Origin of the sequence: Bacteroides sp. DH3716P, from assembly GCF_025914115.1 — a bacterium.
GTDB classification, from domain to species: Bacteria; Bacteroidota; Bacteroidia; order Bacteroidales; family Bacteroidaceae; genus Bacteroides; species Bacteroides ovatus.
Map to the genome: position 1 here is coordinate 5,253,325 of NZ_CP083673.1, position 20,290 is coordinate 5,273,614.

Annotated in this window: 30 protein-coding genes; all 30 read left to right on the forward strand. The window is 45.0% G+C overall.

Going from position 1 to position 20,290, the window contains the following annotated elements:
- The first annotated feature begins 327 nt into the window (after positions 1 to 327).
- The 30 genes from KQP79_RS19880 (at position 328) to KQP79_RS20025 (ending at position 20,174) form a co-directional block, all read left to right on the forward strand.
- Positions 328 to 816, forward strand: coding sequence for a hypothetical protein (locus KQP79_RS19880; RefSeq protein ID WP_004303399.1), 489 nt, complete (start codon positions 328 to 330; stop codon positions 814 to 816).
- An 87-nt stretch (positions 817 to 903) separates the two neighbouring features.
- Complete coding sequence (locus KQP79_RS19885) at positions 904 to 1,338, forward strand: hypothetical protein (RefSeq protein WP_004325860.1); 435 nt, start codon at positions 904 to 906, stop codon at positions 1,336 to 1,338.
- Between the two features lie 61 nt (positions 1,339 to 1,399).
- Entirely contained in the window at positions 1,400 to 2,266 is an 867-nt protein-coding gene (locus tag KQP79_RS19890; protein WP_004303397.1) for a S49 family peptidase, read from the forward strand.
- 24 nt (positions 2,267 to 2,290) lie between these two features.
- Positions 2,291 to 4,495 carry a hypothetical protein gene (locus tag KQP79_RS19895; RefSeq protein ID WP_004325861.1) on the forward strand — a complete coding sequence of 735 codons (2,205 nt, stop codon included), beginning with the start codon at positions 2,291 to 2,293 and terminating at the stop codon, positions 4,493 to 4,495.
- Between the two features lie 58 nt (positions 4,496 to 4,553).
- A complete protein-coding gene (locus KQP79_RS19900; RefSeq protein ID WP_004325862.1) occupies positions 4,554 to 5,360 on the forward strand; it encodes a hypothetical protein in 807 nt (268 codons plus the stop codon).
- A 114-nt stretch (positions 5,361 to 5,474) separates the two neighbouring features.
- Positions 5,475 to 6,422, forward strand: a complete 948-nt coding sequence (locus KQP79_RS19905; protein WP_004325863.1) for a hypothetical protein — start codon at positions 5,475 to 5,477, stop codon at positions 6,420 to 6,422.
- A 156-nt stretch (positions 6,423 to 6,578) separates the two neighbouring features.
- Positions 6,579 to 7,253 carry a DNA-methyltransferase gene (locus tag KQP79_RS19910; protein WP_004325864.1) on the forward strand — a complete coding sequence of 225 codons (675 nt, stop codon included), beginning with the start codon at positions 6,579 to 6,581 and terminating at the stop codon, positions 7,251 to 7,253.
- The gene (locus tag KQP79_RS19915; RefSeq protein WP_004325865.1) at positions 7,228 to 7,572 is read left to right on the forward strand and encodes a hypothetical protein; all 345 of its coding nucleotides are present in this window, start codon (positions 7,228 to 7,230) and stop codon (positions 7,570 to 7,572) included. The genes KQP79_RS19910 and KQP79_RS19915 overlap by 26 nt, the downstream gene beginning before the upstream one ends.
- A complete protein-coding gene (locus tag KQP79_RS19920; protein WP_004325866.1) occupies positions 7,553 to 8,233 on the forward strand; it encodes a hypothetical protein in 681 nt (226 codons plus the stop codon). The genes KQP79_RS19915 and KQP79_RS19920 overlap by 20 nt, the downstream gene beginning before the upstream one ends.
- A complete protein-coding gene (locus KQP79_RS19925; protein WP_004325867.1) occupies positions 8,193 to 9,914 on the forward strand; it encodes a hypothetical protein in 1,722 nt (573 codons plus the stop codon). Before KQP79_RS19920 ends, KQP79_RS19925 begins: the two co-directional genes overlap by 41 nt.
- 457 nt (positions 9,915 to 10,371) lie before the next feature.
- Positions 10,372 to 10,758: a hypothetical protein gene (locus tag KQP79_RS19930; protein WP_004303389.1), complete on the forward strand. Its 387-nt coding sequence runs from the start codon at positions 10,372 to 10,374 to the stop codon at positions 10,756 to 10,758.
- Positions 10,759 to 11,134: 376 nt separating this feature from the next.
- Entirely contained in the window at positions 11,135 to 11,386 is a 252-nt protein-coding gene (locus KQP79_RS19935; RefSeq protein ID WP_004318183.1) for a hypothetical protein, read from the forward strand.
- Positions 11,383 to 11,733, forward strand: coding sequence for a hypothetical protein (locus KQP79_RS19940; RefSeq protein WP_004318184.1), 351 nt, complete (start codon positions 11,383 to 11,385; stop codon positions 11,731 to 11,733). Before KQP79_RS19935 ends, KQP79_RS19940 begins: the two co-directional genes overlap by 4 nt.
- The gene (locus KQP79_RS19945; protein WP_004318185.1) at positions 11,730 to 12,086 is read left to right on the forward strand and encodes a hypothetical protein; all 357 of its coding nucleotides are present in this window, start codon (positions 11,730 to 11,732) and stop codon (positions 12,084 to 12,086) included. The genes KQP79_RS19940 and KQP79_RS19945 overlap by 4 nt, the downstream gene beginning before the upstream one ends.
- Positions 12,083 to 12,457, forward strand: a complete 375-nt coding sequence (locus KQP79_RS19950; protein ID WP_004325868.1) for a hypothetical protein — start codon at positions 12,083 to 12,085, stop codon at positions 12,455 to 12,457. The genes KQP79_RS19945 and KQP79_RS19950 overlap by 4 nt, the downstream gene beginning before the upstream one ends.
- 13 nt (positions 12,458 to 12,470) lie before the next feature.
- Positions 12,471 to 12,704, forward strand: a complete 234-nt coding sequence (locus tag KQP79_RS19955) for a hypothetical protein (RefSeq protein WP_004318187.1) — start codon at positions 12,471 to 12,473, stop codon at positions 12,702 to 12,704.
- A gap of 156 nt (positions 12,705 to 12,860) precedes the next feature.
- Positions 12,861 to 13,088, forward strand: coding sequence for a hypothetical protein (locus KQP79_RS19960; protein ID WP_004318188.1), 228 nt, complete (start codon positions 12,861 to 12,863; stop codon positions 13,086 to 13,088).
- 19 nt (positions 13,089 to 13,107) lie between these two features.
- Positions 13,108 to 13,452: a hypothetical protein gene (locus tag KQP79_RS19965; RefSeq protein ID WP_004318189.1), complete on the forward strand. Its 345-nt coding sequence runs from the start codon at positions 13,108 to 13,110 to the stop codon at positions 13,450 to 13,452.
- Positions 13,453 to 13,467: 15 nt separating this feature from the next.
- Positions 13,468 to 13,893, forward strand: a complete 426-nt coding sequence (locus KQP79_RS19970; RefSeq protein WP_032837731.1) for a hypothetical protein — start codon at positions 13,468 to 13,470, stop codon at positions 13,891 to 13,893.
- 76 nt (positions 13,894 to 13,969) lie between these two features.
- On the forward strand, positions 13,970 to 14,248 hold the full coding sequence (locus KQP79_RS19975; RefSeq protein ID WP_004318191.1) for a hypothetical protein: 279 nt from the start codon (positions 13,970 to 13,972) through the stop codon (positions 14,246 to 14,248).
- Between the two features lie 4 nt (positions 14,249 to 14,252).
- Positions 14,253 to 15,617, forward strand: a complete 1,365-nt coding sequence (locus KQP79_RS19980; RefSeq protein ID WP_004318192.1) for a hypothetical protein — start codon at positions 14,253 to 14,255, stop codon at positions 15,615 to 15,617.
- Positions 15,610 to 16,311: a hypothetical protein gene (locus KQP79_RS19985; RefSeq protein WP_004318193.1), complete on the forward strand. Its 702-nt coding sequence runs from the start codon at positions 15,610 to 15,612 to the stop codon at positions 16,309 to 16,311. Before KQP79_RS19980 ends, KQP79_RS19985 begins: the two co-directional genes overlap by 8 nt.
- On the forward strand, positions 16,295 to 17,245 hold the full coding sequence (locus tag KQP79_RS19990) for a DUF6712 family protein (RefSeq protein ID WP_004325869.1): 951 nt from the start codon (positions 16,295 to 16,297) through the stop codon (positions 17,243 to 17,245). The genes KQP79_RS19985 and KQP79_RS19990 overlap by 17 nt, the downstream gene beginning before the upstream one ends.
- Before the next feature lie 9 nt (positions 17,246 to 17,254).
- A complete protein-coding gene (locus tag KQP79_RS19995; protein WP_004325870.1) occupies positions 17,255 to 18,067 on the forward strand; it encodes a hypothetical protein in 813 nt (270 codons plus the stop codon).
- Positions 18,064 to 18,498: a lysozyme gene (locus KQP79_RS20000; RefSeq protein WP_004325871.1), complete on the forward strand. Its 435-nt coding sequence runs from the start codon at positions 18,064 to 18,066 to the stop codon at positions 18,496 to 18,498. Before KQP79_RS19995 ends, KQP79_RS20000 begins: the two co-directional genes overlap by 4 nt.
- A complete protein-coding gene (locus tag KQP79_RS20005; RefSeq protein ID WP_004318197.1) occupies positions 18,495 to 18,941 on the forward strand; it encodes a hypothetical protein in 447 nt (148 codons plus the stop codon). The genes KQP79_RS20000 and KQP79_RS20005 overlap by 4 nt, the downstream gene beginning before the upstream one ends.
- Before the next feature lie 4 nt (positions 18,942 to 18,945).
- On the forward strand, positions 18,946 to 19,356 hold the full coding sequence (locus tag KQP79_RS20010; RefSeq protein ID WP_004325872.1) for a hypothetical protein: 411 nt from the start codon (positions 18,946 to 18,948) through the stop codon (positions 19,354 to 19,356).
- A gap of 33 nt (positions 19,357 to 19,389) precedes the next feature.
- Positions 19,390 to 19,695 carry a DUF4160 domain-containing protein gene (locus tag KQP79_RS20015; RefSeq protein ID WP_004303371.1) on the forward strand — a complete coding sequence of 102 codons (306 nt, stop codon included), beginning with the start codon at positions 19,390 to 19,392 and terminating at the stop codon, positions 19,693 to 19,695.
- 6 nt (positions 19,696 to 19,701) lie between these two features.
- Positions 19,702 to 19,941 carry a DUF2442 domain-containing protein gene (locus tag KQP79_RS20020; RefSeq protein ID WP_004318202.1) on the forward strand — a complete coding sequence of 80 codons (240 nt, stop codon included), beginning with the start codon at positions 19,702 to 19,704 and terminating at the stop codon, positions 19,939 to 19,941.
- Positions 19,942 to 19,946: 5 nt separating this feature from the next.
- On the forward strand, positions 19,947 to 20,174 hold the full coding sequence (locus tag KQP79_RS20025) for a helix-turn-helix domain-containing protein (protein WP_004303369.1): 228 nt from the start codon (positions 19,947 to 19,949) through the stop codon (positions 20,172 to 20,174).
- The last annotated feature ends 116 nt before the right edge of the window (positions 20,175 to 20,290 follow it).

The window sequence follows — 20,290 nt, forward strand, 5'->3', positions numbered from 1 at the left end:
TATCTTCTACCGGTAAGCCCGGTTACAAACTGTTTTCCGGCCATTTTTTTGTAACGGAAATTAGTAACGTTACTAAGTTGCTAAGATACAGGATTTTACCTTTGTCGGTTGCCCGGTTACGAAATTACAAAAATTTAGTACCGAATTATATTAGCACAGCCTGGCAGAGAAAATGTCGGGTGTGTGGCGGCTGGAAAAGGCATATTATAATTATTCTCCCGGAGTATATTTATCAAAATGACGACTGAAAGCCTACATTTTCCCGTAAATGGCAGACCAACAGCCGATAAAGGAATATCTTTGCCTTTAAAAAGGAATGTTATTGCTATGATTACCACCCGAATACAGATCGAATCCTACCTGGCCGAGTATGTCCGGGGCAAATATTACGACGAAACGGTCGGTACCGTCCGTTTTCCTTCCTCGTCCGATATCTATGTGACCGTTTACGATCTCATGGAGAAACGGCCGGTAAATTGTCCGGCTGACCGCGGCAACCTGGAGTTTATGCTGCCTGACCGCCGGGAGGCCAATTTTGCCGGCGGCAAGTCTCCGGAACAGTTCAATTACATTTCCGTACGCGGTACCGCCATTCTTGAAAAGCGTCTGCGTGCCCTGATGTGGGCCGAGCTGCACGAACTCATGGACGAAAACAAGCACCTGCACGGAATCGAGTTTAAGGAAACCGTTTTTACCTTCCTGAAAAAGTATGATATCTCTTCCATTCAGGAAGACGGGCTGCTGAAAAACTACCAGCGGTGGCGGGACAGTTTCAGGCGTAAGAAGAAAAGGGCGTATAACCGAAAAAAAGTGTAAAAAAGCAAGTTATTTTTTACCTACCAACTGTATCTGTTTGTCCTTTTTTGTCCGGTTTTTGGCTGAAAAACGTCCGAAAAATGCTGAATGTTTGATTATCAATGCTTTATATCTGTAATTATGTCAAGAAAGTTAATATCCGCCGCCCATAGCCTGCAACTGGTTCCCGTTTACAACATTATCCATTTTGGCGTCGTGCTCTCGAAAGTCGTTATCCGCTCTATCGGAAAACCTGATATTCTTATGATCGTACCGGGAACCTTAAAACCGGGTGACAGCAAAAATGAAGACGTCTATACTAAAAAACATACCTTCAAGCTTGCCGACGTGTCGCAAAATAAGACGCTTTACCTGGAAAACCTGAAAGCGACGCCCTTTGTCGCCCTCTATACTGACGAAACGGGTAACACCCGTGTTTCCGGTTCTCCCGATTACCCGCTTACCTTTTCTTTTGAGATCGGCGGGGGCCTGTATAACTGCACCCTGTCCGGTACGGGTCCGGGCGTTGATGCGTTCCTGTAGGTTCCTTTCAGTCCTTCTCTACCTATTATATAGGCGTTTTCTTTGCCGTAAAAAAGAGAACGTGGACAAAATACAGGAGATTTTTACAGCACCTTGGGCAATCGCTGATAATGATTATTACCGGTTGCTTTCCTTACTTGTGCCGTGTGTTGCAGCCGGCAACCTGGATGCGATCGAAAAACGGCTCGACAATAATAAAATAACCGCCTACGCTACTACGCCTTACCTTGCCAACCGGTGGGAACTGGACGATGAGACATTGCCGGCTGACAGTGTGGCCGTCATTATCCTGGAAGGCACCTTGTATTCCTGGGAGACTTACCGCCTGGAAAAGCAGCTCCGGGATGTTTTCGATAATCCTAAGATTTGCGGTGCGGTACTCTGGATCAATGGGCCGGGCGGTATGGTCGCACATGTGGACCTGGCGGCTAAAATGATTGCCGAATCTTCCAAGCCTATAGCTACCTATGTGGCCGGTACCATGGGGAGTGCCCATTTCTGGCTGGGAACCGCCGCCGGTAGAACCTTTATCGCTTCCCCTATGTGTGAAGTCGGTTCCGTCGGGATCATGCTTACTTACCAATCTTTTAAGGAATATTTTAGGAAACAGGGCATTGATTACCGGGAAATCTATCCGGATAGTGCCGATCTGAAAAACTATGAAACCCGCGCGATTGAAAAAGAGAACAACGAAGAGCCTATAAAACAACGTCTGGCAGTCATGCACCGTATTTTCTGTGATGCGATCAGTCGGAATCTGGGTATTGCCTACGATCCGGAACTTCCCCTTTTCCGGGGACAGATATTCACCGGCGACGTAGCCGTGGCAAACGGTTATATAGACCAGTTCGGCACGCTGGAAGACGCTGTAAAGTGGGTACTGGCACAGGCCACCGTCAGAAAAGTAAATGAGATGTATAACATATAGTATTAACTTCAAAATTTTGTATATATGAAATTTAAGAGCTTTTCCGCTCACATTCTGGCCCTGCTGGGTCTGTCGGAATGGAGCAAGGTAGAGGACAAAAACTCTATCACGGTCGAGGAAGTGGCAAAACTGAAAAATTACGGTTTTACCGAAAAATTCCTCACGGACTTTAAAGCGTCCCTCGAAAACGATTTCCAGGACGAATCCGAAGACGGGAACCAGGGAGAGGAAACCGAGGAACCTAAAACTACCGCTTTCCTTCGTGGTTTGTTGGGTGACACTGCGGCACGTCTGACACAAGCGCAGGAACAGCTTGAAGCCTTGCAGACGCAACAGCGTGACGAGAACCGGAACAACACCGCGTTAATTGCCAAGAAGGATGCCGAAATAACAAAGCTTTCCGGTATTATCGCTCAACTTTCGGCCGCTGCGGAAGATGATCCGGGCAAAGGGAAACAACACAACGCCCAGGCGGACGGTAAAGGGAAATTCAATCTCCAGGACGAAAAGCAGCTGGGGGGCTTGCAGGGTGAAATGTTCTCACTGGAGGACCGCCCGTATAACCTTCGCGCTAAAGCTGCGTTAATGGAGGCTGCCGGTTTTGAAATGATCGCTCTTCCGAAAGCAAGTTCCATTGACTACAGCCGTTTGAAGGAGGACCTCGGGGCCTTTTACCGTATTCCCTGGCAGCAGCGTTTGCAGTCGTTTTTAATGGAACTTCCTTCCATTGAAAGTATTTTCCCGCTTGAATCCGGTTATCAGGATTTGGCTACGCTGGTTAATATCTGGCTGGGTGAGTTTTCACAGGCCGGTAATGAGGAATCCGACTTCGATAAGGTGACTAAAGGTTCCTACGAGTTCGACGATGAAACCCTGCGCATGTTCAACGTGATGTTTGCACACCGTTTCAAAAATTTAAAGGCCCTGGAGAAAACTTGGATCGGCACTTTGAACAAGGAAGGTTCAAACCCTATCAAGTGGTCTTTTATCGAGTATATCCTGGCCGAAACCGCCAAAAAGTTGCATAACGAGCGTGAACAACGCCGTATTAACGGAATCCGTAAGGACCCGAATCTGAACGAACCCGGCAAAGCACTTGCTGCAGCTGACGGACTGTATGAGTTCCTGAACAAGAAAGTGAACGGACATACCGATATCAATAACGGAAAACTCGTTTACCAGATCAAGCCGTTCGAATTGGGGGAAATTACCGAAGCAAACATCGGTGAAAAAGTGTACAAGGGTACTTCCATGATCCCGGCGGTTCTTCGTGACAGCGGTAACCTGGCACTTTATATGCCTTCGCACTTTATTGTATTGTATCATAAATACAATGAATTGCATTACGGGCAGAACCAGGATTACAAGGCTAACATCATGTATGTGAAGGAATATCCGGCGGTGAAGATTATTCCGGTTCCCAATGCTGACAACCACCACCGTATCTTCTGGACGTTTGAAGGTAACATTAAAACCTACGAGGATAAGCCGGGTGAAATGACGGCTTTCAACCTGGAGCAGGAAGACTGGAGCCTGAAAGTCTGGAGTAACTGGCGTGAAAGTATCTGGGCTATTGCCGTGGGATTCAAGTACACCAAGAAAGAAGATATGGACTATACGCGCCAGATGATCTTCTGTAATGAGTATGACCGCCCGGCGTCTTACTTCGTGGATGCTGACAAGGACAAGAACCCGTCGGCCAAACTTCATACATCCATTGTTACCGTAGCCAATACGGCCGAATTTACGATTACCGATATTGAAGACGCTCCGGTAGGTGCGGTTATTTCCCTGAAATGCGGAAGCGTGGATAAGGGTGTTAAGATCGAGAAAAGCGGAAATTTTGAACTTATTTCCGATGCCTGGCAGCCCGGTAAGGGGGACGTTATCAAACTGATGAAACGTGCCGACGGTAAATTTATCGAGATTGGTCGCGAAAACGCTTCTTCCGATGCGTTGCAGTTTGCGCCGGATGAAACGACACCTTCCTTGCTTGACGGTGAAGTATTCGTTACCGGTGTAAATACAAAAGCAACGGCAATCACTAACTTTACCGATGCAGAAGCCGGAATCGTTTACACGATTTACGGAAACGGTTCTGAAAATGCTTCTACCATTGCCAGCGGTGGAAACTTTGTTTTAACCGAAGCTATAACGCTTTCCGAAGGCAAGTTCATCAAATTGGCGAAAGCTGCTGACGGTAAATTCTACGAAGTGGCAAGAGGCTAAATTAATCGGAAGGGGTACTTTATCCCTTCCATTTTATAACCTTATAAATCATTAAGTTATGACATACGTAAAAGCAAGCGTAAGAAGGCCGGCCGGCAATCCCGGTAATGGTATTCAGCCCAAGGATCAGCTCGTAATTTACGACGTTGACGATATTCTTTATTTTCCGCCAAGAAACGAGGCCGGCGTGGTTATCGAGGAGGATATCGTGATGAAGGCGGGGCGTTATGCGATCGGTATTTACCTGACACCCGGTACCGCTGAAATCAGTTCCAACAGTGACGGGGAAACCGACGCCGAAGGTTATACGCCTTCCGTTAAGTTCAATCATCCCGGTAACGAACAGGAGATTCGCGAGTTTAAGACAAACTGGCTGTCTAAAAAATGTATCGTTGTTCTCCGTTATTGTAGCGGAAAGCCTGCCGATCTGATCGGAACGCCCTGTAACCCGTCTAAGTTATCCGTTTCTTATACCGGTTCCAATGAATCGAATACGAACGAACTTACTTTCACCCAGATCAGCAAGGGGGATGATATCGCCATTTACCGGGGTACCGACACCCTGGAAGAACCGGTGGCCGTAGTGGAAGCCGGTGCCACAGATATAGATTACCAGACAGACGGGCAGTACCAGCTTTCCGCAGGTGCGGCCAAAATAGCCGGTGTTACCGGTGGAAGTCATGGATCGGTAATTACCCTTATGGGATGTTCGGGCGTTGCGCCAACAGTGGAAAAAGGCGGTAATTTCCTTCTGAAAGGCGGTAAGACGTTTACCGCTTCCGAAGGTTCCCAACTGACATTGCGGGCGTTTAACGACGGTTCGGAGGCTATGAAATGGATTGAACAAAGCCGTTATGAGGCGTAAGTAAACGGCTTTCATATCATTCAAAGGGTGACCGGCAGCACATGCCCGGCCACCCTTTGTCCTTTTTGGGGGTAATTGCCTTTTTTTTCTTTGTATCATCAAATTTTATATAGTATGAAACAGGAAATTATTACCTATCTGGCCGGTCCGCGTAACTTTATTCAAGGCGTGGAACTGTACGAGAAATACGGTATCAACCGTATGCTAAAGAAGTCATTTCGCCGGCAGGGAGAAACGGAAACGATGAAGGCCATTCTTTTAGAGGAACTACGGAAGCTGGCCGGGCTTTCCGAACGTGAATTTAAGACGATCCGGCGCAACTCTAAACAGCCGGCCGCGGTAAAAATGGAACCCGCCCGACAGGAACCTCCAAAAATGCCGGTAAAATACAGCGATGATTTGCTGCTGGAACTTGCCGAATCTTTCGGCGTCAGCGTGGAAGAACTCGTTTCGTCCGATTTCCGGGATAAGGTTCTTTCCATGGATGAAAATGCCGACCGTGTGGAAGAGCTGGAAGAGGAACTGGAAGAGGCGGAGAAACGATACAAGGCGGCTCCGGAAACCGTAACCAAAATGATACGTTTCCGCGAGAAATTTACCTTCCTGAACTCTCCGGATTGTCCCGACATTCTGAAAATACTTGTTTCCGACATGTTCACCGCATACGGGAAGTATAAGGAGGCTTTCGCCCGTCTGGAGGTTACGCCGGATGATGTCAGTTCACTTTCTACAGCACAGGAAGCGCAGGCGGTTGTGGAAAATTTCATTACTAACCGCGAAATGTGGGACGAACTGGAATATTACCGGGAAAACGGAAAGATTTTGGGTAAATGTGAGAAGGTAAAAAGTTTGTCCGTCCGTAAGGGTGTCGAGAATCTTTCGGATATCGACATACAAAAGGCATTGAATAACGCTCGTGCCAACCTTTCAAAGAATAAGGCGAAACTGGAACAGGCCGGGGATGATGAGAAGAAGAAAGCGAGTGCCCTTGCAATGATCCAAAAGTGGGAGACTACAAAGAAAGCCATAGAGGAAGAAATCGAGGCGCGAAAAAAAAAGTAGTTGAACTTATTGCCACTTTGACAGGAAAACGGCAACGGATCATGAAGGACCGGGGCCGTTTTTCTCACCCTTGCGACCGCTCGGAGCTGGGGCACCAGCTCAAGACATTAACCCTCCGGATAGAAAAAGAAGAAAGCCGGCTTAAACAACTTTCCAATGATAACAAACCAAATTTATAACGAGGATTGCCTGGAGGCGTTGAAACGTGTTCCGGACAATTCTGTAGATTGTATAATAACCGATCCGCCTTATTTCCTGGGAATGACACATAACGGGCAGAAAGGCAGTTTTAAAGATTTGTCTATCTGTAAACCCTTTTACCGGGATTTGTTTCAGGAGTTTAACCGGGTGAAGAAACCCGGTGCTTGCGTGTATTTTTTTACGGACTGGCGCGGATATGCTTTTTATTATCCGTTGTTTGACTTGTATTTAGGCGCGTCAAACATGCTCGTTTGGAATAAACAGTCGGGGCCGGGTAATCATTACGCCTTTATACATGAACTTATTTTGTTTCATTGTGGAAAGGGTGTTTCTATTGGTGCCACAAACATAATAGATAATATCCGTTCTTTTGCGTCCGGTGCTAAACTGGTAGAAGGTGAAAAGGTTCATCCCACGCAAAAACCGGTGGCGTTGATCCGTAAACTGATTGAAGACAGTACAAAGCCGGGCGATTTGATCCTGGACACTTTCGGCGGTTCCGGTACTACGGCCGTGGCATCCATTGAAAGCGGCCGGAACTTTGTTTTAATGGAACAGGACGAAATTTATTATTTCACGGCACAGAAACGAATAAAAGATGCGTATGAACGATTTAACGGTGGTAGATAGTATTTACCTGGATGCGCAGCAAAAAGAGGATGTACGGCGTTTGTCTTCTTTAGGGTATTCTTCGAAAGACATAGCCGTTTCCCTGGGGCTTTCTCCGGAAGATGTCGGGCTTTTTGTCCGGGATGCGGAAACGGTGGGAACTTCTGTTAACTTTCTGATCCGGGAAGGGATTCTCGTAGCACGTGCCGCCCCTGAAATAAAACTCCATGAAGCGGCGGAAGGTGGAAACGTGGAAGCTATAAAACAGCTGGAGGCCGTACGGAAAAGACATACTTTTGAACGTTTAATCGAACAAATGGATGACGACGAATTTAATTAAGCCCTCACGAATAGACTTTGACAAGGTGGATATCAACCAGATTCAAAGGATTCTTTCTACCGGTACGCTGGAAGCACTCGCGCCCGATGAAAGGGAATATTACAGCCTTATGGAAATGGTACGGGGCCTTCGTGCCCGTATGCGTATAAATGGCAAGTTGGTGACAAAGGCCGGTATCATCCGCCTTTTAAAGTCGGAGCCTTACGGCCTTTCGGACTGGATGGCCCGCCAGGTGTACGCCGACAGTCTCAATTTCTTTTATACACAGGATAACGTACGTCCGCAGGCTTTCGCCAACCTGTATGCGGAAAAGGCCGAAAATTGGGCGAATACCGTCTTTCTTATGGGTAATGTAAAGGAGGCTAAGAACCTTCTGAAACTGGCGGCGGAACTTCGCGGATGTTATAAGGACCAACAGACCGAAATACCGGAGGAACTGCTTTCACAGAAAAGCACGGTTATTTATACTACCAGCCGTAAGGATCTGGGTGTTCCTGAAATCGACCGTAAGGAATTGGAAGAGTTTATCGACGCGATACCGGAAATTCCTGTTATTGTACGTGATAATATAAAAGAGGATGCGCGTATTAAAGCTTTTGATCTGAAAAAACGTATGTTGTATGATATCAAAGAGTTCGGGGAAGATAACGAAGGTGAGTAACGCCGATGATGTAGAAATAAAATACGGTCATATAATCCAGGTTCTGACGGACTGGATCGATACTACTATCCTTGTATCTATTGACGGCCGCGGTATGGCTAAATCTACCGTTATACAAGCCAGGCGTTCCGCCCGGTGTGTGGAAGAAATGCCCGGCGGTGCGTTCGCTTTTGTTGCCAATACCTACAGTAACCTGGAAGATAATATAATGCCGGCCGTACAGAAGGGCTGGCAACTTATGGGCCTGATCGAAGGGGTACACTATGTAAAAGATACCCGCCCGCCTGAATCCTGGCGGCGTAAATGTTCGGTTATCGTAGATGATTACAAGCATGTTTATAGCTTCTGGAACGGATGTGTTATTTTCATGGGATCACTGGATAACCCTTCATTGCTTGCCGGAAAGTCTGTAATACATCTGTTTTATGATGAAGCGAAGTACGATAAGGAAATGAAAGTAAACCGCGCTATGCCTATTCTTCGCGGTGATGCGATCACTTACGGACATTCCCATTTGTTCCTGGGAATAACCATTACTACCGATATGCCGGATATCGACGAAAACGAGTACGACTGGTTTTTCCGGTATGTCAAGCAAATGGACCCGGAACGGATCATTAAAATAGTGCAGGCGGCAAGTGTACGTAATGACTTGATAATTTCCCTTTTACGGGAACAAAGAAAGAACAGGCCTTCCCCCTTGAAACTGAAACGTTTGAAGCGGGATATTGAATATTACGATCGGGCTTTGTTGAAGTTGAGAAAAGGGCAGACGTTCTTTCTTAACGCTTCTTCATTCGCTAATGTTGAGATACTTACGATAGAGTATTTAAAGCGGTTGTATAATGGTACGCTGGAGCTTCACGAATTTAAAAAGTCGGTGGTGGGTATGCGTCCCGGTCTTCGCAGGGATTTACGTTTCTATGTGTTGTTTGGTGAAGGACATAAGTATTATAACGGTACCATGTCTGGAGAAGCCGCTTACAGCTCGCGGGAACTCCGGTACCTGCACCATGATAAAGCGATTGAAGGCGGTATGGACTTCGGTAATATGCTTTCTTTGGTGATCGGTCAGCCGGACGGTGCTTATTACCGGGTACATAAGAACTTTTTTGAGATACCGCCGGGCTGGTTCCGGGAGATCGCCGACCAGTTCCTTTCTTTTTTCCAGAACCACGAATACAAAGAACTGGATTTGTACTATGACCGTGCAGGTAATAACTTTGAAAAACAGAAGGAGGATTACGCGGGTAAGATCAAAGACGCCATAGAAAAAGACGGCAGCGGAAACCGTACCGGCTGGATCGTAAACCTAAAGAGCCGCAAACAGGCAGTTATCCGGCAGGATGCGGAATACGACTTCATGCAGGAGATTATGGGCGGTACCAACAAGAACCTGCCTATCCTGTTGGTTGATGCGGTGAACTGTAAAGAAATGGTTAGTTCTGTAGAAAAGGCAAAGGCTGAAATCAAATACCGGGGTAATTCTAAAGTAGTGTTCAAAGTGAAGAAGTCCGAAAAGCTGGCACCAAAAAAACTACCGATGTTATCCACCAATTTCTCCGACGCTTTCAAATACTTACTGATGCGCCCCGGCTGGATAGCTTTAGTACGAGGCAAGCGGACGCTGCAGGCCGACTCGTTTGTGGATCAATGGATAGAGAACAGGCATAAAAGGTAATTGCCTTGTAACGCTGGAAAATTGGTTTTCCGGCGTTTTTTGTGTTACCAGGTTACGGGTACCCCTCCGGGAGAGGTCATATTTCACCTTTTAGGGGGAGGGCAACTGCTTTCCGACTTCTGAGCGGCTCGGTCTTCGGAAGGTGTCATTTTTTTAGTTTTTGAATTTTTTTTCGGCTTTTGACTGTTTTTCAGTCGTTTATCTGCATTTAGACCAAAATTTTACGCGAAAAAGTGCGTTTTTTATGTGTTTTTGTTTCATTTTTTGCCCATTTTTGGGTGAATTACCGTGTATTTTGGGGCGGTTGCCTTTCATTTTTGATTGATTTTGGGGTAATATTTTTTATAAATGTATATATTTAAGTACTTTTGCAATCGTCAAAATTACACTGCATATATACCGTCAGGACTTACGGGGTGGTACAAACTAAAGTACACACTAATTTTAAGTTACTGATATGAAAAGATTTTTTTTAGTTATTGTATTGGCCATACTAACAATGGCAGCCATTGCACAAGAACCGTATAAGGCTTATTGTGAAATCGTGGGTACTGGAAATATAACCGGTACAAAAGTAAAAATAGAAGTAGATTTCGGCCAGAAGGCAAAATGGGCAACACCAAATGCTCGTTTTTTAGTAGATGAAAACGGTGAAAAGATGAATTTTAATTCAATGATAGACGCCGTTAACTATTTGGCTAAATTGGGTTGGGAACTAATACTGGCTTATCCGGTTACACCTACACAAGGAATGAGCAAAGACCCTGTTTATCACTATATTCTTTGTAAAAAGGTAACTTCTGATGAACAGATAAAAGAGGGAATTAATTTAAAAGACAAATAGAATATTAATTATAGTGTGTAACGCTCACCCTTAATCAGGTGGGCGTTTTTTGTTACGAAGTAACGAATCGTAGAGTCGAGAAACTTTCTTTCCTAATAAACTTTTATTAACGTTTTTTTTTTTTTGTTCAGAATTTAATGCCGACATTTGCCCCTGTCAAAGTTAACACCGCTGGTGCGGTCCGGTGAGTCTCGGTTATTGGCTCGAATAAATAACGGGCTTTTTTTATGCCCGATAAGTGCTTGTTTAATACAAGGCGGTTGCCTTTCCCTAAACTTATAACCCGATCTTCGGACGGTTTGCGGTGTTAATTTTGACGAATTAGGGGAAATGGTAACCGCCTTTCCCATGTAAAATAGTCAAAATTAACACCGTTATGAAAAATGAATTTCAATCCGGTACAAGCTATGTACCTTCGTTCCGTACTGGTAGCACGGACGTAAACACAATCCAACATCGTTATTTTCAGGAACCGAAACATGAATGTACTGTTTGTTCAACTTCTGGGGCTTATTACTTATCTGCTATCGCTTGTTTCTGTCTTACTTTTATCTATCCACCGGCTGTCATTGGTGCAGTTATATGTGTGTGTCGTGCCAAGAAAGCGAGGAAAGGAGGCCGAAAATGATATCTTATTTTATAGAGCTTAACGAATATAAGCCACAGAACCGAAAATGTGCTGAAATGGCAGAGTTTGCAAACCAGTTTGGTAATACGCTTTGCCCTGATAAAATTTCCTTTGATGCTTTTAAAACTGAACTGGAAGCAAAGGTAAAGGAGCTGAACGAGAAATACCCTAAAACAATGCCGCTGAAAATATCTTCCGGTAGCGGGTTTATTCATATAGATCAGGACACTAAAACACATAATAACGGCTGTGACAAGCCTGTAGCCTATTTTTTCATTTACCGGGTTAAAAGAATATATAGGTTTTCAGAGCGTCCCCAGATAGAAAAGAAAGGAGGTGCCGAATGATATATACTGAATATCAGCAAGTGTTACTTACTCAATTACAAAACAATGATAAAAGGATTGAGGAAATAAAGAAGGAAAAGGAAGAAATACAGGAAATGTTTCTACAAGAAAGTAAATTTAAACCGGGTGATCTGATACAGATTGATTATAAAATAAGCAATGCTACTTTTAAAGTTCGTGGCTGGATTTTCCGGATTACATTCTGGAGGAATCGCCCGTATTATCACCTGAATTTACCCAAGAAAGACGGTTCCCGCGGATTAAGGGTTAAAAGTGTATGCGACGGGGTACTGGAAAGTATAACAAGTATTTCACATATTAAATTAGAAGACTTAAAAGGAGGTGCCAAATGAATACAAATAATCCTGATATCCTATTTTTCGTTAGACGTGAATACGGCACGCCTTCCATTGAATTAAGAGCCTATAAGGTGGAGAAGGTTAACAATGAGTTTGCTTTCCTTGAACTTGAACGTTTGCGGTTGGTTGTTTTCTCCGGTGATTTTCAGTCTGTATCACTTCATCACGAGTACGGTAAAAACAACTGTCTGTATAATAGTGCCAATAATATACCGGATTTGATGAAAGACATGAAGAGGTGGCAGTTATCGCCCATTGACAGACGTAATTACGAACGGTTTAGGAAAGTCGCCCTCGGGATATACCGGCAGGCCGGAATAATTGATTTCACTACCTTAGAGACTACACCGATTAAAAACGTTTAATGAAAGATTTGTTATGAAAGATATAGAAGTAAACGGCGCACATATAACAGATGAAAGTGCCGAGATTTTGACACAGTGGCAAACTAAGACGGAACCGGTTTCCGCTTGTTACATCGAAGTTATTGAGGACCTAATCGATTTCCTAATAGAGAAAGGAGATGAAAGTACACCAACAAATGAGGTGTTAAGAAGGATTCAATTATTACGTATGATGAAAAAAGACATCGAAAAGTTGTCTAATCCTTAATATTAACAATTTAGCATACCGGCTGAAAAGGCAGCCGTTGGGTTTAAGTCCCAGGTTAGGGTTTGTTTGTGCCGGGGTGGTTCCCGGCACTCTTTTTTATGTCCTTTTCGTCCGTTTCCGTTCTTCCCACCTTTGCAGTAACCAATGATTCAAATTATGAAAATAGGAACGGACAAATGGAAGCATTTCGGAATTAATTACGCTATATGTGCCCTGTTGGGTGATTATGGTGTTCCCTTTGCCCTGGGTGCTTCACTGGGTAAGGAATACGGGGATGAAATGTCCCCCTGTAATAAATGGGACTGGAAGGATATTCTGGCAGACCTGGCCGGGATCGTGGCGGGTTATTTGACGCATGTATGTATCGTCCGGACTATAATGTAACATTTTCAACTCTACTAATATGACGGAAACGATAATTACAGCGATTATTACAGCTCTTTGCACGGGTGGCCTGACTTGGTTATTCACTCTCCGGTATACCCGTAAACAGGCGGAAGCTGACGCCATGAAGTCAGTACAGGAGGTTTACCAGGAACTGATTGAGGATATGAAGAATGACCGTAAGGAATTGAAACAGCGGATCGACGATGTAGAGAGCCAGTACCGGGAACTCCAGCAGAAATGTAACGAAATGGAAAAGGATATCAGGCAGAACGCCCGCGTAATGGATATCATGAAACCGTTTCTTTGCGGGGTGAAAAATTGCCTGAACCGTAAATCTATCACTTTCGACACTAATAACTAAAATCAATTATGAGACATGGAATCGTACACCTACTTATTCTTATTTGTTTTGCAGCTTGTTTTTACGGTTGTCGTTCTCCTCGCTCTGTTACACGAAAAACGGTTACAGAAGCAACTGGAGAAGAAAAACAAACAACTACTGACGGAGTTATTGAACTTGCGCGGAGAGATTCGAGCCATGAGGAGCACGTACTTGACGTTTACCGGGAAGATAGTACGCATATCCGTATCGACTACGACAGCCTCGGAAGAATTAAAGAAATTGATTTCAGTAACCGAAAAACTGAAAAAAGAACTGGAAAGAATCAAAGCAGTTCCCTCCGGGATCATAAGGAAACTACCAGTCAAACGGAAACAGCCGTTACCCGTAAATCCGACGTTAAGCAACAAAGCCAGGAAAAAGAAAAGACTACAAACGGGTGTAGCCTATGGACGTTCCTAAAATTCATGTTTTTCTTTCTATCCTTCTGCTTGGTACATGATAACTGGGCCAGTATTAAAAACTTTATCCGCCGGCTATGGAAAAAATAAACCTTTATGTAGCGGTAGAACAGATGAAGCGGATTACCATTTCCGGGGGTACCTTTTCTATCAAGTTCCGGAAATGGAACCGTCAGACGCGGGACGGCGGCGACATGGTGATACTTACTGCCGCCCGTTTGAGGAAAAAGGCGACGGATGAAAGCATCGAAAATTCAAGCTATAAACTATTCCTGACGGACACCACAACGGGCCGGCCGCTGAATTGCTGGGAATGTCTGGTAATGGAGTTCAACGGGAAAAGAATAACGATTTAAGATTATGGAAATAAGACGAAGTGGCAACTTTGGAATTATAGATACCGGCACCGACAAGGGTTTGATCTCCTTTTCTATCGGTGGCCGCGGTAAAGGTTGGGAACCTTCCAGCATCCAGTTAAACCGGCGGGGGGCTTTCTTTTCGCGAAAGATCAGCGTAAACGGTACCTTTATCGTTCCCATGGGTGACAATAACGACATGCCGGGCGAGGTCATGCGTTTACTGGATAAATTCTACGCCGGTGAAGGTATTATGGGTAAAATAGCCGGTTTACAGTGGGGAGAAGGCCCGCGGCTGTATGAGGATGCGATCGACGAAGAGAATAACCGTTTTTACCGGCGTTGGAAACTCGATCCGGAAATAACCGCCGACCTGGAGTCGTGGGATTACACGACGGTTCTTCACCGCTCACTCGTAGACTTAACACACATGCAGGGCTTTTTTATAAAGTTTGTCCGGAACCGTGCGCCGCGTGTAGGCAATCCCGGGCGTTTGGTACGGCTGGAACATATTCCCTACCAGAAGGCCCGCCTGGTATATCCTCCCGACGGCGAGGATGAACCGCAGGAAGTACTTGTGGGCGACTTTCCTTATCCTGATCCGGCCTATACTTACCGTTACCCGGTCTTTGATCCGGCCCACCCGTTCAAATATCCGGTTTCTGTGAAATATTATAATATCTATTCCTTTTGCAAGGATTTTATGAGTACACCGCGTTTTTTGGGTGCGCTTGACTGGCTGGAGCTTGCCGGCGGTCTGGCCGCTATCCTGATCGCCTATAACGAAAACGCTTCGGCCATTTCCCTGCATATCGAATCGCCGCAGTCTTACTGGGACCGCGCGGAAGCACGTATAAAACAGGTTTGCGAGCGTACGGGCGAGAAATACACGGCCCAGATGCTGGAAGATTTCAAGGACGAAGCTATGGAGAAATTCGCCTCCAACATTACCGGAAGGCAGAACGCCGGAAAATACATGCACACGACCAAATTCTGGAATCCGGAAGCGAATAACTTTGAGGGCTGGACGGTGGAACCACTGGATAAGAAGATAAAGGATTATGTGGACGCCCAGATTAAGATATCCAATAAGGCGGACGCTGCCGCCACTTCCGGCTTCGGTCTTGATCCGGTACTTTCAAATCTGATTATAGAAAACAAACTTTCTTCCGGATCGGAGAAATTATACAGCCTGAAAGTGTATAACGCTTCTGAAACGGCTATTCCGGACATGATCCTTTGTAAGCCGTTACAGCAGTATATTAATGCCAACTTTCCGGGTACCGCAACGAAAGTAGGGCTTTATCGTACCATAGTGGAAGCGGAACAGAACGTTTCACCCTCTAACCGTATGAAAGAAAATGCGTAGTCTGTTTTTTACACCGAAACCGGAAGATGTGCCGGAAGAACCGGTAAGCGACCGGCAACCGGAAGAGAACCGGGCCGATAACACCCCGGATAAGCATATAAAGGCCCGCCGGACGAAAAACGTTCATTTTGACCGGCGGATAAAATCGGAGCTGCACCTGGAAGAGTGTTTGCCCTGGCATTTTGAGAAAGGGGCGTCTTATCACTGTATCAGTCATGGGGACGTTGACAGCCTTACTTATCTTCGTGTGATCGTGAAGCAACAACCGGTGGAATATGTTCTGATTTCTACCTGGTGTATGGCAATTACCGATGTTAAGGAGGTGGAGAAATGGCTGGAGAGAAAAGACATAGGGCACGCGGATTTTTATGTAGGTGAAATCTTTCAAGGTTCCTACGCGGATGTTTATTTATACCTAAAGAAGGTGGCGGAACGTTTCGGATCACGTGTCTGCATCTTCCGTAATCATGCTAAAGTAATGGCCGGTTTTGGTAACGCTTTTGATTTTGTAATAGAAAGCTCGGCCAATGTGAACACCAATCCGCGCACGGAGCAGACCTGTATAACGATAGATACCGGGCTGGCCCGCTTTTATAAGGAGTTCTACGATGAAATAAACAATTTCACAAAGGATTTTGATAATTGGAAACCATATACATTAAAAAGAGACCGAGCAAATGACGAAGTTATTTAATAAAGGCGGTGACGGTGCCGGTGAAATAGTCCGTGTTCTGGGATTGATCGATAATGATCTTGATTTTACCAAGTGGGAACCTATCTTACCGCTGGGTATTCGGGATTTACAGGCTATCATCGGAACGGAACCCATAGACGCGGTAGATAAGTATTACCGTGAAGATCATGCGGACGGTACGGAACCGGACGGCATGGCGGAAACTTTGCGGCTGATGCAGCAGGCGGTGGCAATGTTTACCTGGTTAAAGGTCATTCCCACTTTAGACGCACAACACGGAACGGCCGGACGTGGCAAACACCTTGGAGAGAATGAAACGGGTATGACCGCCTTACAGGAGTTCAAGGATGAAGAGAATATCCGGAACCTGGCTTATGAAGCCGTAGACGCGTTGGTGGAGTTAATGGACCGCGAAAAGTTTGATTTCTGGATGAACGGCATTAAGAAAAAGGCTATAAACCGGCTTCTAATCCAGAATAAGGAAACGTTCGATGAATATTACAATATCGGCAGTCACCGGCTTTTTCTGGTGCTTATTCCTATGATCCGGGAAGTCCAGGACGGGCAGATAATACCTGTTATCACCCGGAACCGTTATAATAAACTGATTGAAGGCGATACCGTTTTAACGGAGAAATTGCTGGAGTATGTACGCCGCCCGCTTGCACTTCTCACCATAAAAAAGGCCGTTGAACGTTTACCGGTGGAAGTTCTACCCAATGGAATCGTACAGGTACAGCAGAGCACAACCGTACGGGATAAATTGCGGGCGGAAAAAGAGGCCCGGCAATCGGTTGCTAACAGTCTGGAGCAGGACGCGGCGGCTTACCTGGATGTATTGCAGGATATCATCAGGGAACTGGATGCGCAGTCGGAAACGGTGGATTACTATATACCGGGTGTTACCGTACAATCCAAAGGAATAACCTTTTAATGTCCGGACATGGAGAAGTTTACATATAATAGTAAGACGGCGGAGGTTCCTTCATGCCTGGATGAAGTCAGCAGTGAGCAGTACCGGCAGTTTCTTATATTGTCGGTACTGATGAACCGCGGTACGATCAGCCCCGGACAGTTCCGCGTAAAATGGCTTTCTTTCCTTCTGGGCATGAAAGCGGATTACACCATGTACCGGCGTGAGATCATCCGGGAGCTGGACGGCCAACTGGAAAAGCTGGACGGCTTTTTCTCTTATACGACCGGTAAGGAGGGCGAGCGGATCGTTACGCCCATTCTGAAAACCGGGCGTAACCTGATGCAGGATTTTGGGAGCTGGCATGGTGTCGGTGACATGCTGAACGGTCTTACTTTCGGTAACTTTTGTGATTGCCTGGATTTGTTGCAGCAAAGCAAGCAGGCGGCGACAGAAAAAGACGAACCGGCTATAAATGAAATCTTCCAGGATATCACATTAAAGCTTTACCGGTACAAGGACCCGGAGAAGATGCCGGCCGTTCCTTCCTTGCTTGCCATTCATGCGGTAAACTTCTTTTCCGCTGTTTGGGAAATGGTTCTTTCCGGACCGGTTTATATTGGTGGTGAAGATATTGACTTTCGGATATTATTTCAGAAGTTGGCATCCGAGGACCGGAAGGCGGACGATAAAACCGGCTGGACCGGAATAGTCTTTGAAGTGGCGGCTTCCGGCGTGTTCGGTAATAAGAAGGAGGTGGACGATACACCCTTTTGGGATGTATTACTTTATCTGTATAAATGTAAGTTTGAGTATTTACACCAAAAACGTAACAAGAAATGAGAACAACAACAGGAACAAAAAACAAGATTAAGCAATTTGAGGGGCTACGCCTGAAAGCGTATGTATGTGCCGCGGGAGTATGTACGATCGGTTACGGTCACACAACCGGCGTAAAACCGGGAGATGTTATCACCGAGGCCCGGGCCGACGCTTTCTTTGAATCGGATATCAGGGCGGTAGAAAACCAGGTAAACGCGCTTCCCCTTCATTTGGGACAGTACCAGTTTGACGCGGTAGTAAGCTTTTGCTTTAATGTAGGTATCGGAAAATTCAAGAAATCAACGCTTTATAAGAAGATCAGAGCGGATGCGTATGAGCCATCCATACCGGCAGAGTTTAAAAAGTGGATATACGGGGGCGGTAAGATTCTTCCGGGGCTTGTTACCCGCCGTGAATGGGAGGCGAAACGTTATCAGGGATTGACGATATGATAGATATAAAGGTTTACCGTGAATACTGGGAAGGCGTACAAAAACGTATTCCTGAAATAAAGAAGGTGCTACCCGTTACCATTGACGAGGAAATGAGTAAGACGATACAGGGGCTATCAAAAGAAGAATGTCCGGTGCTCTTTATTCTGATTCCGTCGGGAACGGGTGCCAGCCTTTCGGCTGACAATGTGAGGGAAAATAATTTATGCGTTATTTTCCTTATGAGCAAGTACGATCCCCAACGTAAAGGGGCTTATGAGACTATCGAAGAGGTGCAGCCGGTTATGGAGCGTATCAAACAAATGCTGATAGAAGATTCTGCCACCGGTTGCCCTGTCACTAAGGAACTGGATTTAACCAGCCTTTCCACTCTTCCGGAATCCGGCTTTTACCGGACGTTTGCAGGGTGGAGCCTGGCTTTCTCATTTAAAACAAGATTCTAACTGAATGGCCGAGAATTTTAAAACGGATTTTTTTACCGACCGGATCGGGCGTGGAATACAGGACATATTTCAAGCCCAACTGGATATCGCTACCAAACGGATTTACCAGAAAGGCCGTGAGCGTAGGAAAGTACAGGGAACCGGGGAGATCATACAAGGGCGATCCGGTGCATTAATGGCCGCACTACAGAACCCGAATTATTCGGTCATTCCGGACGGCGAAGGAGTAATCGCACATTCTAACCTTCCATTATATACCCGCTTCCTGGATATGAAGAAACACGGTAATTACCAGATTTATAACCGGCAGATATACGGGATTCTATATCATGACACACTCGGGAAGATTAAATATGAATATCAGGATTATGTAAGGGAAAGGATAAAAGAAATGTTTGCCAGTTCGCTAAAATAGGTAATAAAATTAATACCTAAATATTTGTAGGTAATGATTTTATTACCTATCTTTGTTTCAGTAACCAATAAAACAAAGTTTATGCCTGAAATTTGTAGATTCTTCGGTATTATTATATTCCTCTATTGGAAAGATCATAATCCGCCACATATTCATTTTACTTATGGTGATTATGAATGTTCTATTAGCGTATTGGATCGGATTGTAGACGGTCAGGCTCCAGCTAAAGTTATTGCAAAAGTAAATGAGTGGATTAACTTGCACGAGGCAGAAATACTTTCTCTTTGGGAAAAGGCCCAAAAAGGGGAAAAAATAGATAAAATTGAACCATTAAAATAAACGCTTATGTTACGGGTTATAGATGTGGATTATATTAGGAATTACGAGCTTCTTGTTACTTTCAGCGACGGGAGTAAAAAGATCGTAAATTTGGAACCTTATCTTACAGGTGAGGTTTTCGGGGAGTTATTGGATAAGGAAAAATTTGTTCAATATGGTTTAACCCGTGCTACTATTGAATGGGCCAATGGTGCCGACCTTGCACCGGAGTTTTTATATGAAATTGGTATAGCTGCATATTTTTAGACCCTATGAATGATTGTTTAGCTATTCAAGATAAGAAGGAAGAAACTTTCTTATATCGGATTTTTATTTCTCACCCGGAACTAAATGCTTCTGCGGTGGCTCGACGTATGGGAATAAGTCAAAGCCTTATGTCTCAATATATAAGTGGAATAAAAAAGCCCTCACAAGAACGGGAGGCCCTAATAGTAAATACTATTAAAGATATCGGTAAAGAACTAACGATGATTGTATGACATACGAAGATATTTTATTTTTGATCGGCTTTTTCCTGGTAATATTTTTTTTCGTAGGATGTAAGCATAAACCGGCTACTTTATCCGGGTGGCTTGCTTTTGCCTTTCTTTCCTTT

What these genes read in the sequence shown, in the direction of transcription:
- KQP79_RS19880 (WP_004303399.1), top strand. Translation starts at nt 328, where the DNA reads ATGATTACCACCCGAATACAGATCGAATCCTACCTGGCCGAGTATGTC.
- KQP79_RS19925 (WP_004325867.1), top strand. Translation starts at nt 8,193, where the DNA reads ATGATATCAAAGAGTTCGGGGAAGATAACGAAGGTGAGTAACGCCGAT.
- KQP79_RS19920 (WP_004325866.1), top strand. Translation starts at nt 7,553, where the DNA reads ATGACGACGAATTTAATTAAGCCCTCACGAATAGACTTTGACAAGGTG.
- KQP79_RS19955 (WP_004318187.1), top strand. Translation starts at nt 12,471, where the DNA reads ATGAAAGATATAGAAGTAAACGGCGCACATATAACAGATGAAAGTGCC.
- KQP79_RS19960 (WP_004318188.1), top strand. Translation starts at nt 12,861, where the DNA reads ATGAAAATAGGAACGGACAAATGGAAGCATTTCGGAATTAATTACGCT.
- KQP79_RS19965 (WP_004318189.1), top strand. Translation starts at nt 13,108, where the DNA reads ATGACGGAAACGATAATTACAGCGATTATTACAGCTCTTTGCACGGGT.
- KQP79_RS20015 (WP_004303371.1), top strand. Translation starts at nt 19,390, where the DNA reads ATGATTTTATTACCTATCTTTGTTTCAGTAACCAATAAAACAAAGTTT.
- KQP79_RS20010 (WP_004325872.1), top strand. Translation starts at nt 18,946, where the DNA reads ATGGCCGAGAATTTTAAAACGGATTTTTTTACCGACCGGATCGGGCGT.
- KQP79_RS19895 (WP_004325861.1), top strand. Translation starts at nt 2,291, where the DNA reads ATGAAATTTAAGAGCTTTTCCGCTCACATTCTGGCCCTGCTGGGTCTG.
- KQP79_RS19935 (WP_004318183.1), top strand. Translation starts at nt 11,135, where the DNA reads ATGAAAAATGAATTTCAATCCGGTACAAGCTATGTACCTTCGTTCCGT.
- KQP79_RS19930 (WP_004303389.1), top strand. Translation starts at nt 10,372, where the DNA reads ATGAAAAGATTTTTTTTAGTTATTGTATTGGCCATACTAACAATGGCA.
- KQP79_RS19970 (WP_032837731.1), top strand. Translation starts at nt 13,468, where the DNA reads ATGGAATCGTACACCTACTTATTCTTATTTGTTTTGCAGCTTGTTTTT.
- KQP79_RS19905 (WP_004325863.1), top strand. Translation starts at nt 5,475, where the DNA reads ATGAAACAGGAAATTATTACCTATCTGGCCGGTCCGCGTAACTTTATT.
- KQP79_RS19885 (WP_004325860.1), top strand. Translation starts at nt 904, where the DNA reads ATGTTTGATTATCAATGCTTTATATCTGTAATTATGTCAAGAAAGTTA.
- KQP79_RS19915 (WP_004325865.1), top strand. Translation starts at nt 7,228, where the DNA reads ATGAACGATTTAACGGTGGTAGATAGTATTTACCTGGATGCGCAGCAA.
- KQP79_RS19950 (WP_004325868.1), top strand. Translation starts at nt 12,083, where the DNA reads ATGAATACAAATAATCCTGATATCCTATTTTTCGTTAGACGTGAATAC.
- KQP79_RS20000 (WP_004325871.1), top strand. Translation starts at nt 18,064, where the DNA reads ATGAGAACAACAACAGGAACAAAAAACAAGATTAAGCAATTTGAGGGG.
- KQP79_RS19990 (WP_004325869.1), top strand. Translation starts at nt 16,295, where the DNA reads ATGACGAAGTTATTTAATAAAGGCGGTGACGGTGCCGGTGAAATAGTC.
- KQP79_RS19995 (WP_004325870.1), top strand. Translation starts at nt 17,255, where the DNA reads ATGGAGAAGTTTACATATAATAGTAAGACGGCGGAGGTTCCTTCATGC.
- KQP79_RS20005 (WP_004318197.1), top strand. Translation starts at nt 18,495, where the DNA reads ATGATAGATATAAAGGTTTACCGTGAATACTGGGAAGGCGTACAAAAA.
- KQP79_RS19910 (WP_004325864.1), top strand. Translation starts at nt 6,579, where the DNA reads ATGATAACAAACCAAATTTATAACGAGGATTGCCTGGAGGCGTTGAAA.
- KQP79_RS19980 (WP_004318192.1), top strand. Translation starts at nt 14,253, where the DNA reads ATGGAAATAAGACGAAGTGGCAACTTTGGAATTATAGATACCGGCACC.
- KQP79_RS19900 (WP_004325862.1), top strand. Translation starts at nt 4,554, where the DNA reads ATGACATACGTAAAAGCAAGCGTAAGAAGGCCGGCCGGCAATCCCGGT.
- KQP79_RS19945 (WP_004318185.1), top strand. Translation starts at nt 11,730, where the DNA reads ATGATATATACTGAATATCAGCAAGTGTTACTTACTCAATTACAAAAC.
- KQP79_RS20025 (WP_004303369.1), top strand. Translation starts at nt 19,947, where the DNA reads ATGAATGATTGTTTAGCTATTCAAGATAAGAAGGAAGAAACTTTCTTA.
- KQP79_RS20020 (WP_004318202.1), top strand. Translation starts at nt 19,702, where the DNA reads ATGTTACGGGTTATAGATGTGGATTATATTAGGAATTACGAGCTTCTT.
- KQP79_RS19975 (WP_004318191.1), top strand. Translation starts at nt 13,970, where the DNA reads ATGGAAAAAATAAACCTTTATGTAGCGGTAGAACAGATGAAGCGGATT.
- KQP79_RS19985 (WP_004318193.1), top strand. Translation starts at nt 15,610, where the DNA reads ATGCGTAGTCTGTTTTTTACACCGAAACCGGAAGATGTGCCGGAAGAA.
- KQP79_RS19940 (WP_004318184.1), top strand. Translation starts at nt 11,383, where the DNA reads ATGATATCTTATTTTATAGAGCTTAACGAATATAAGCCACAGAACCGA.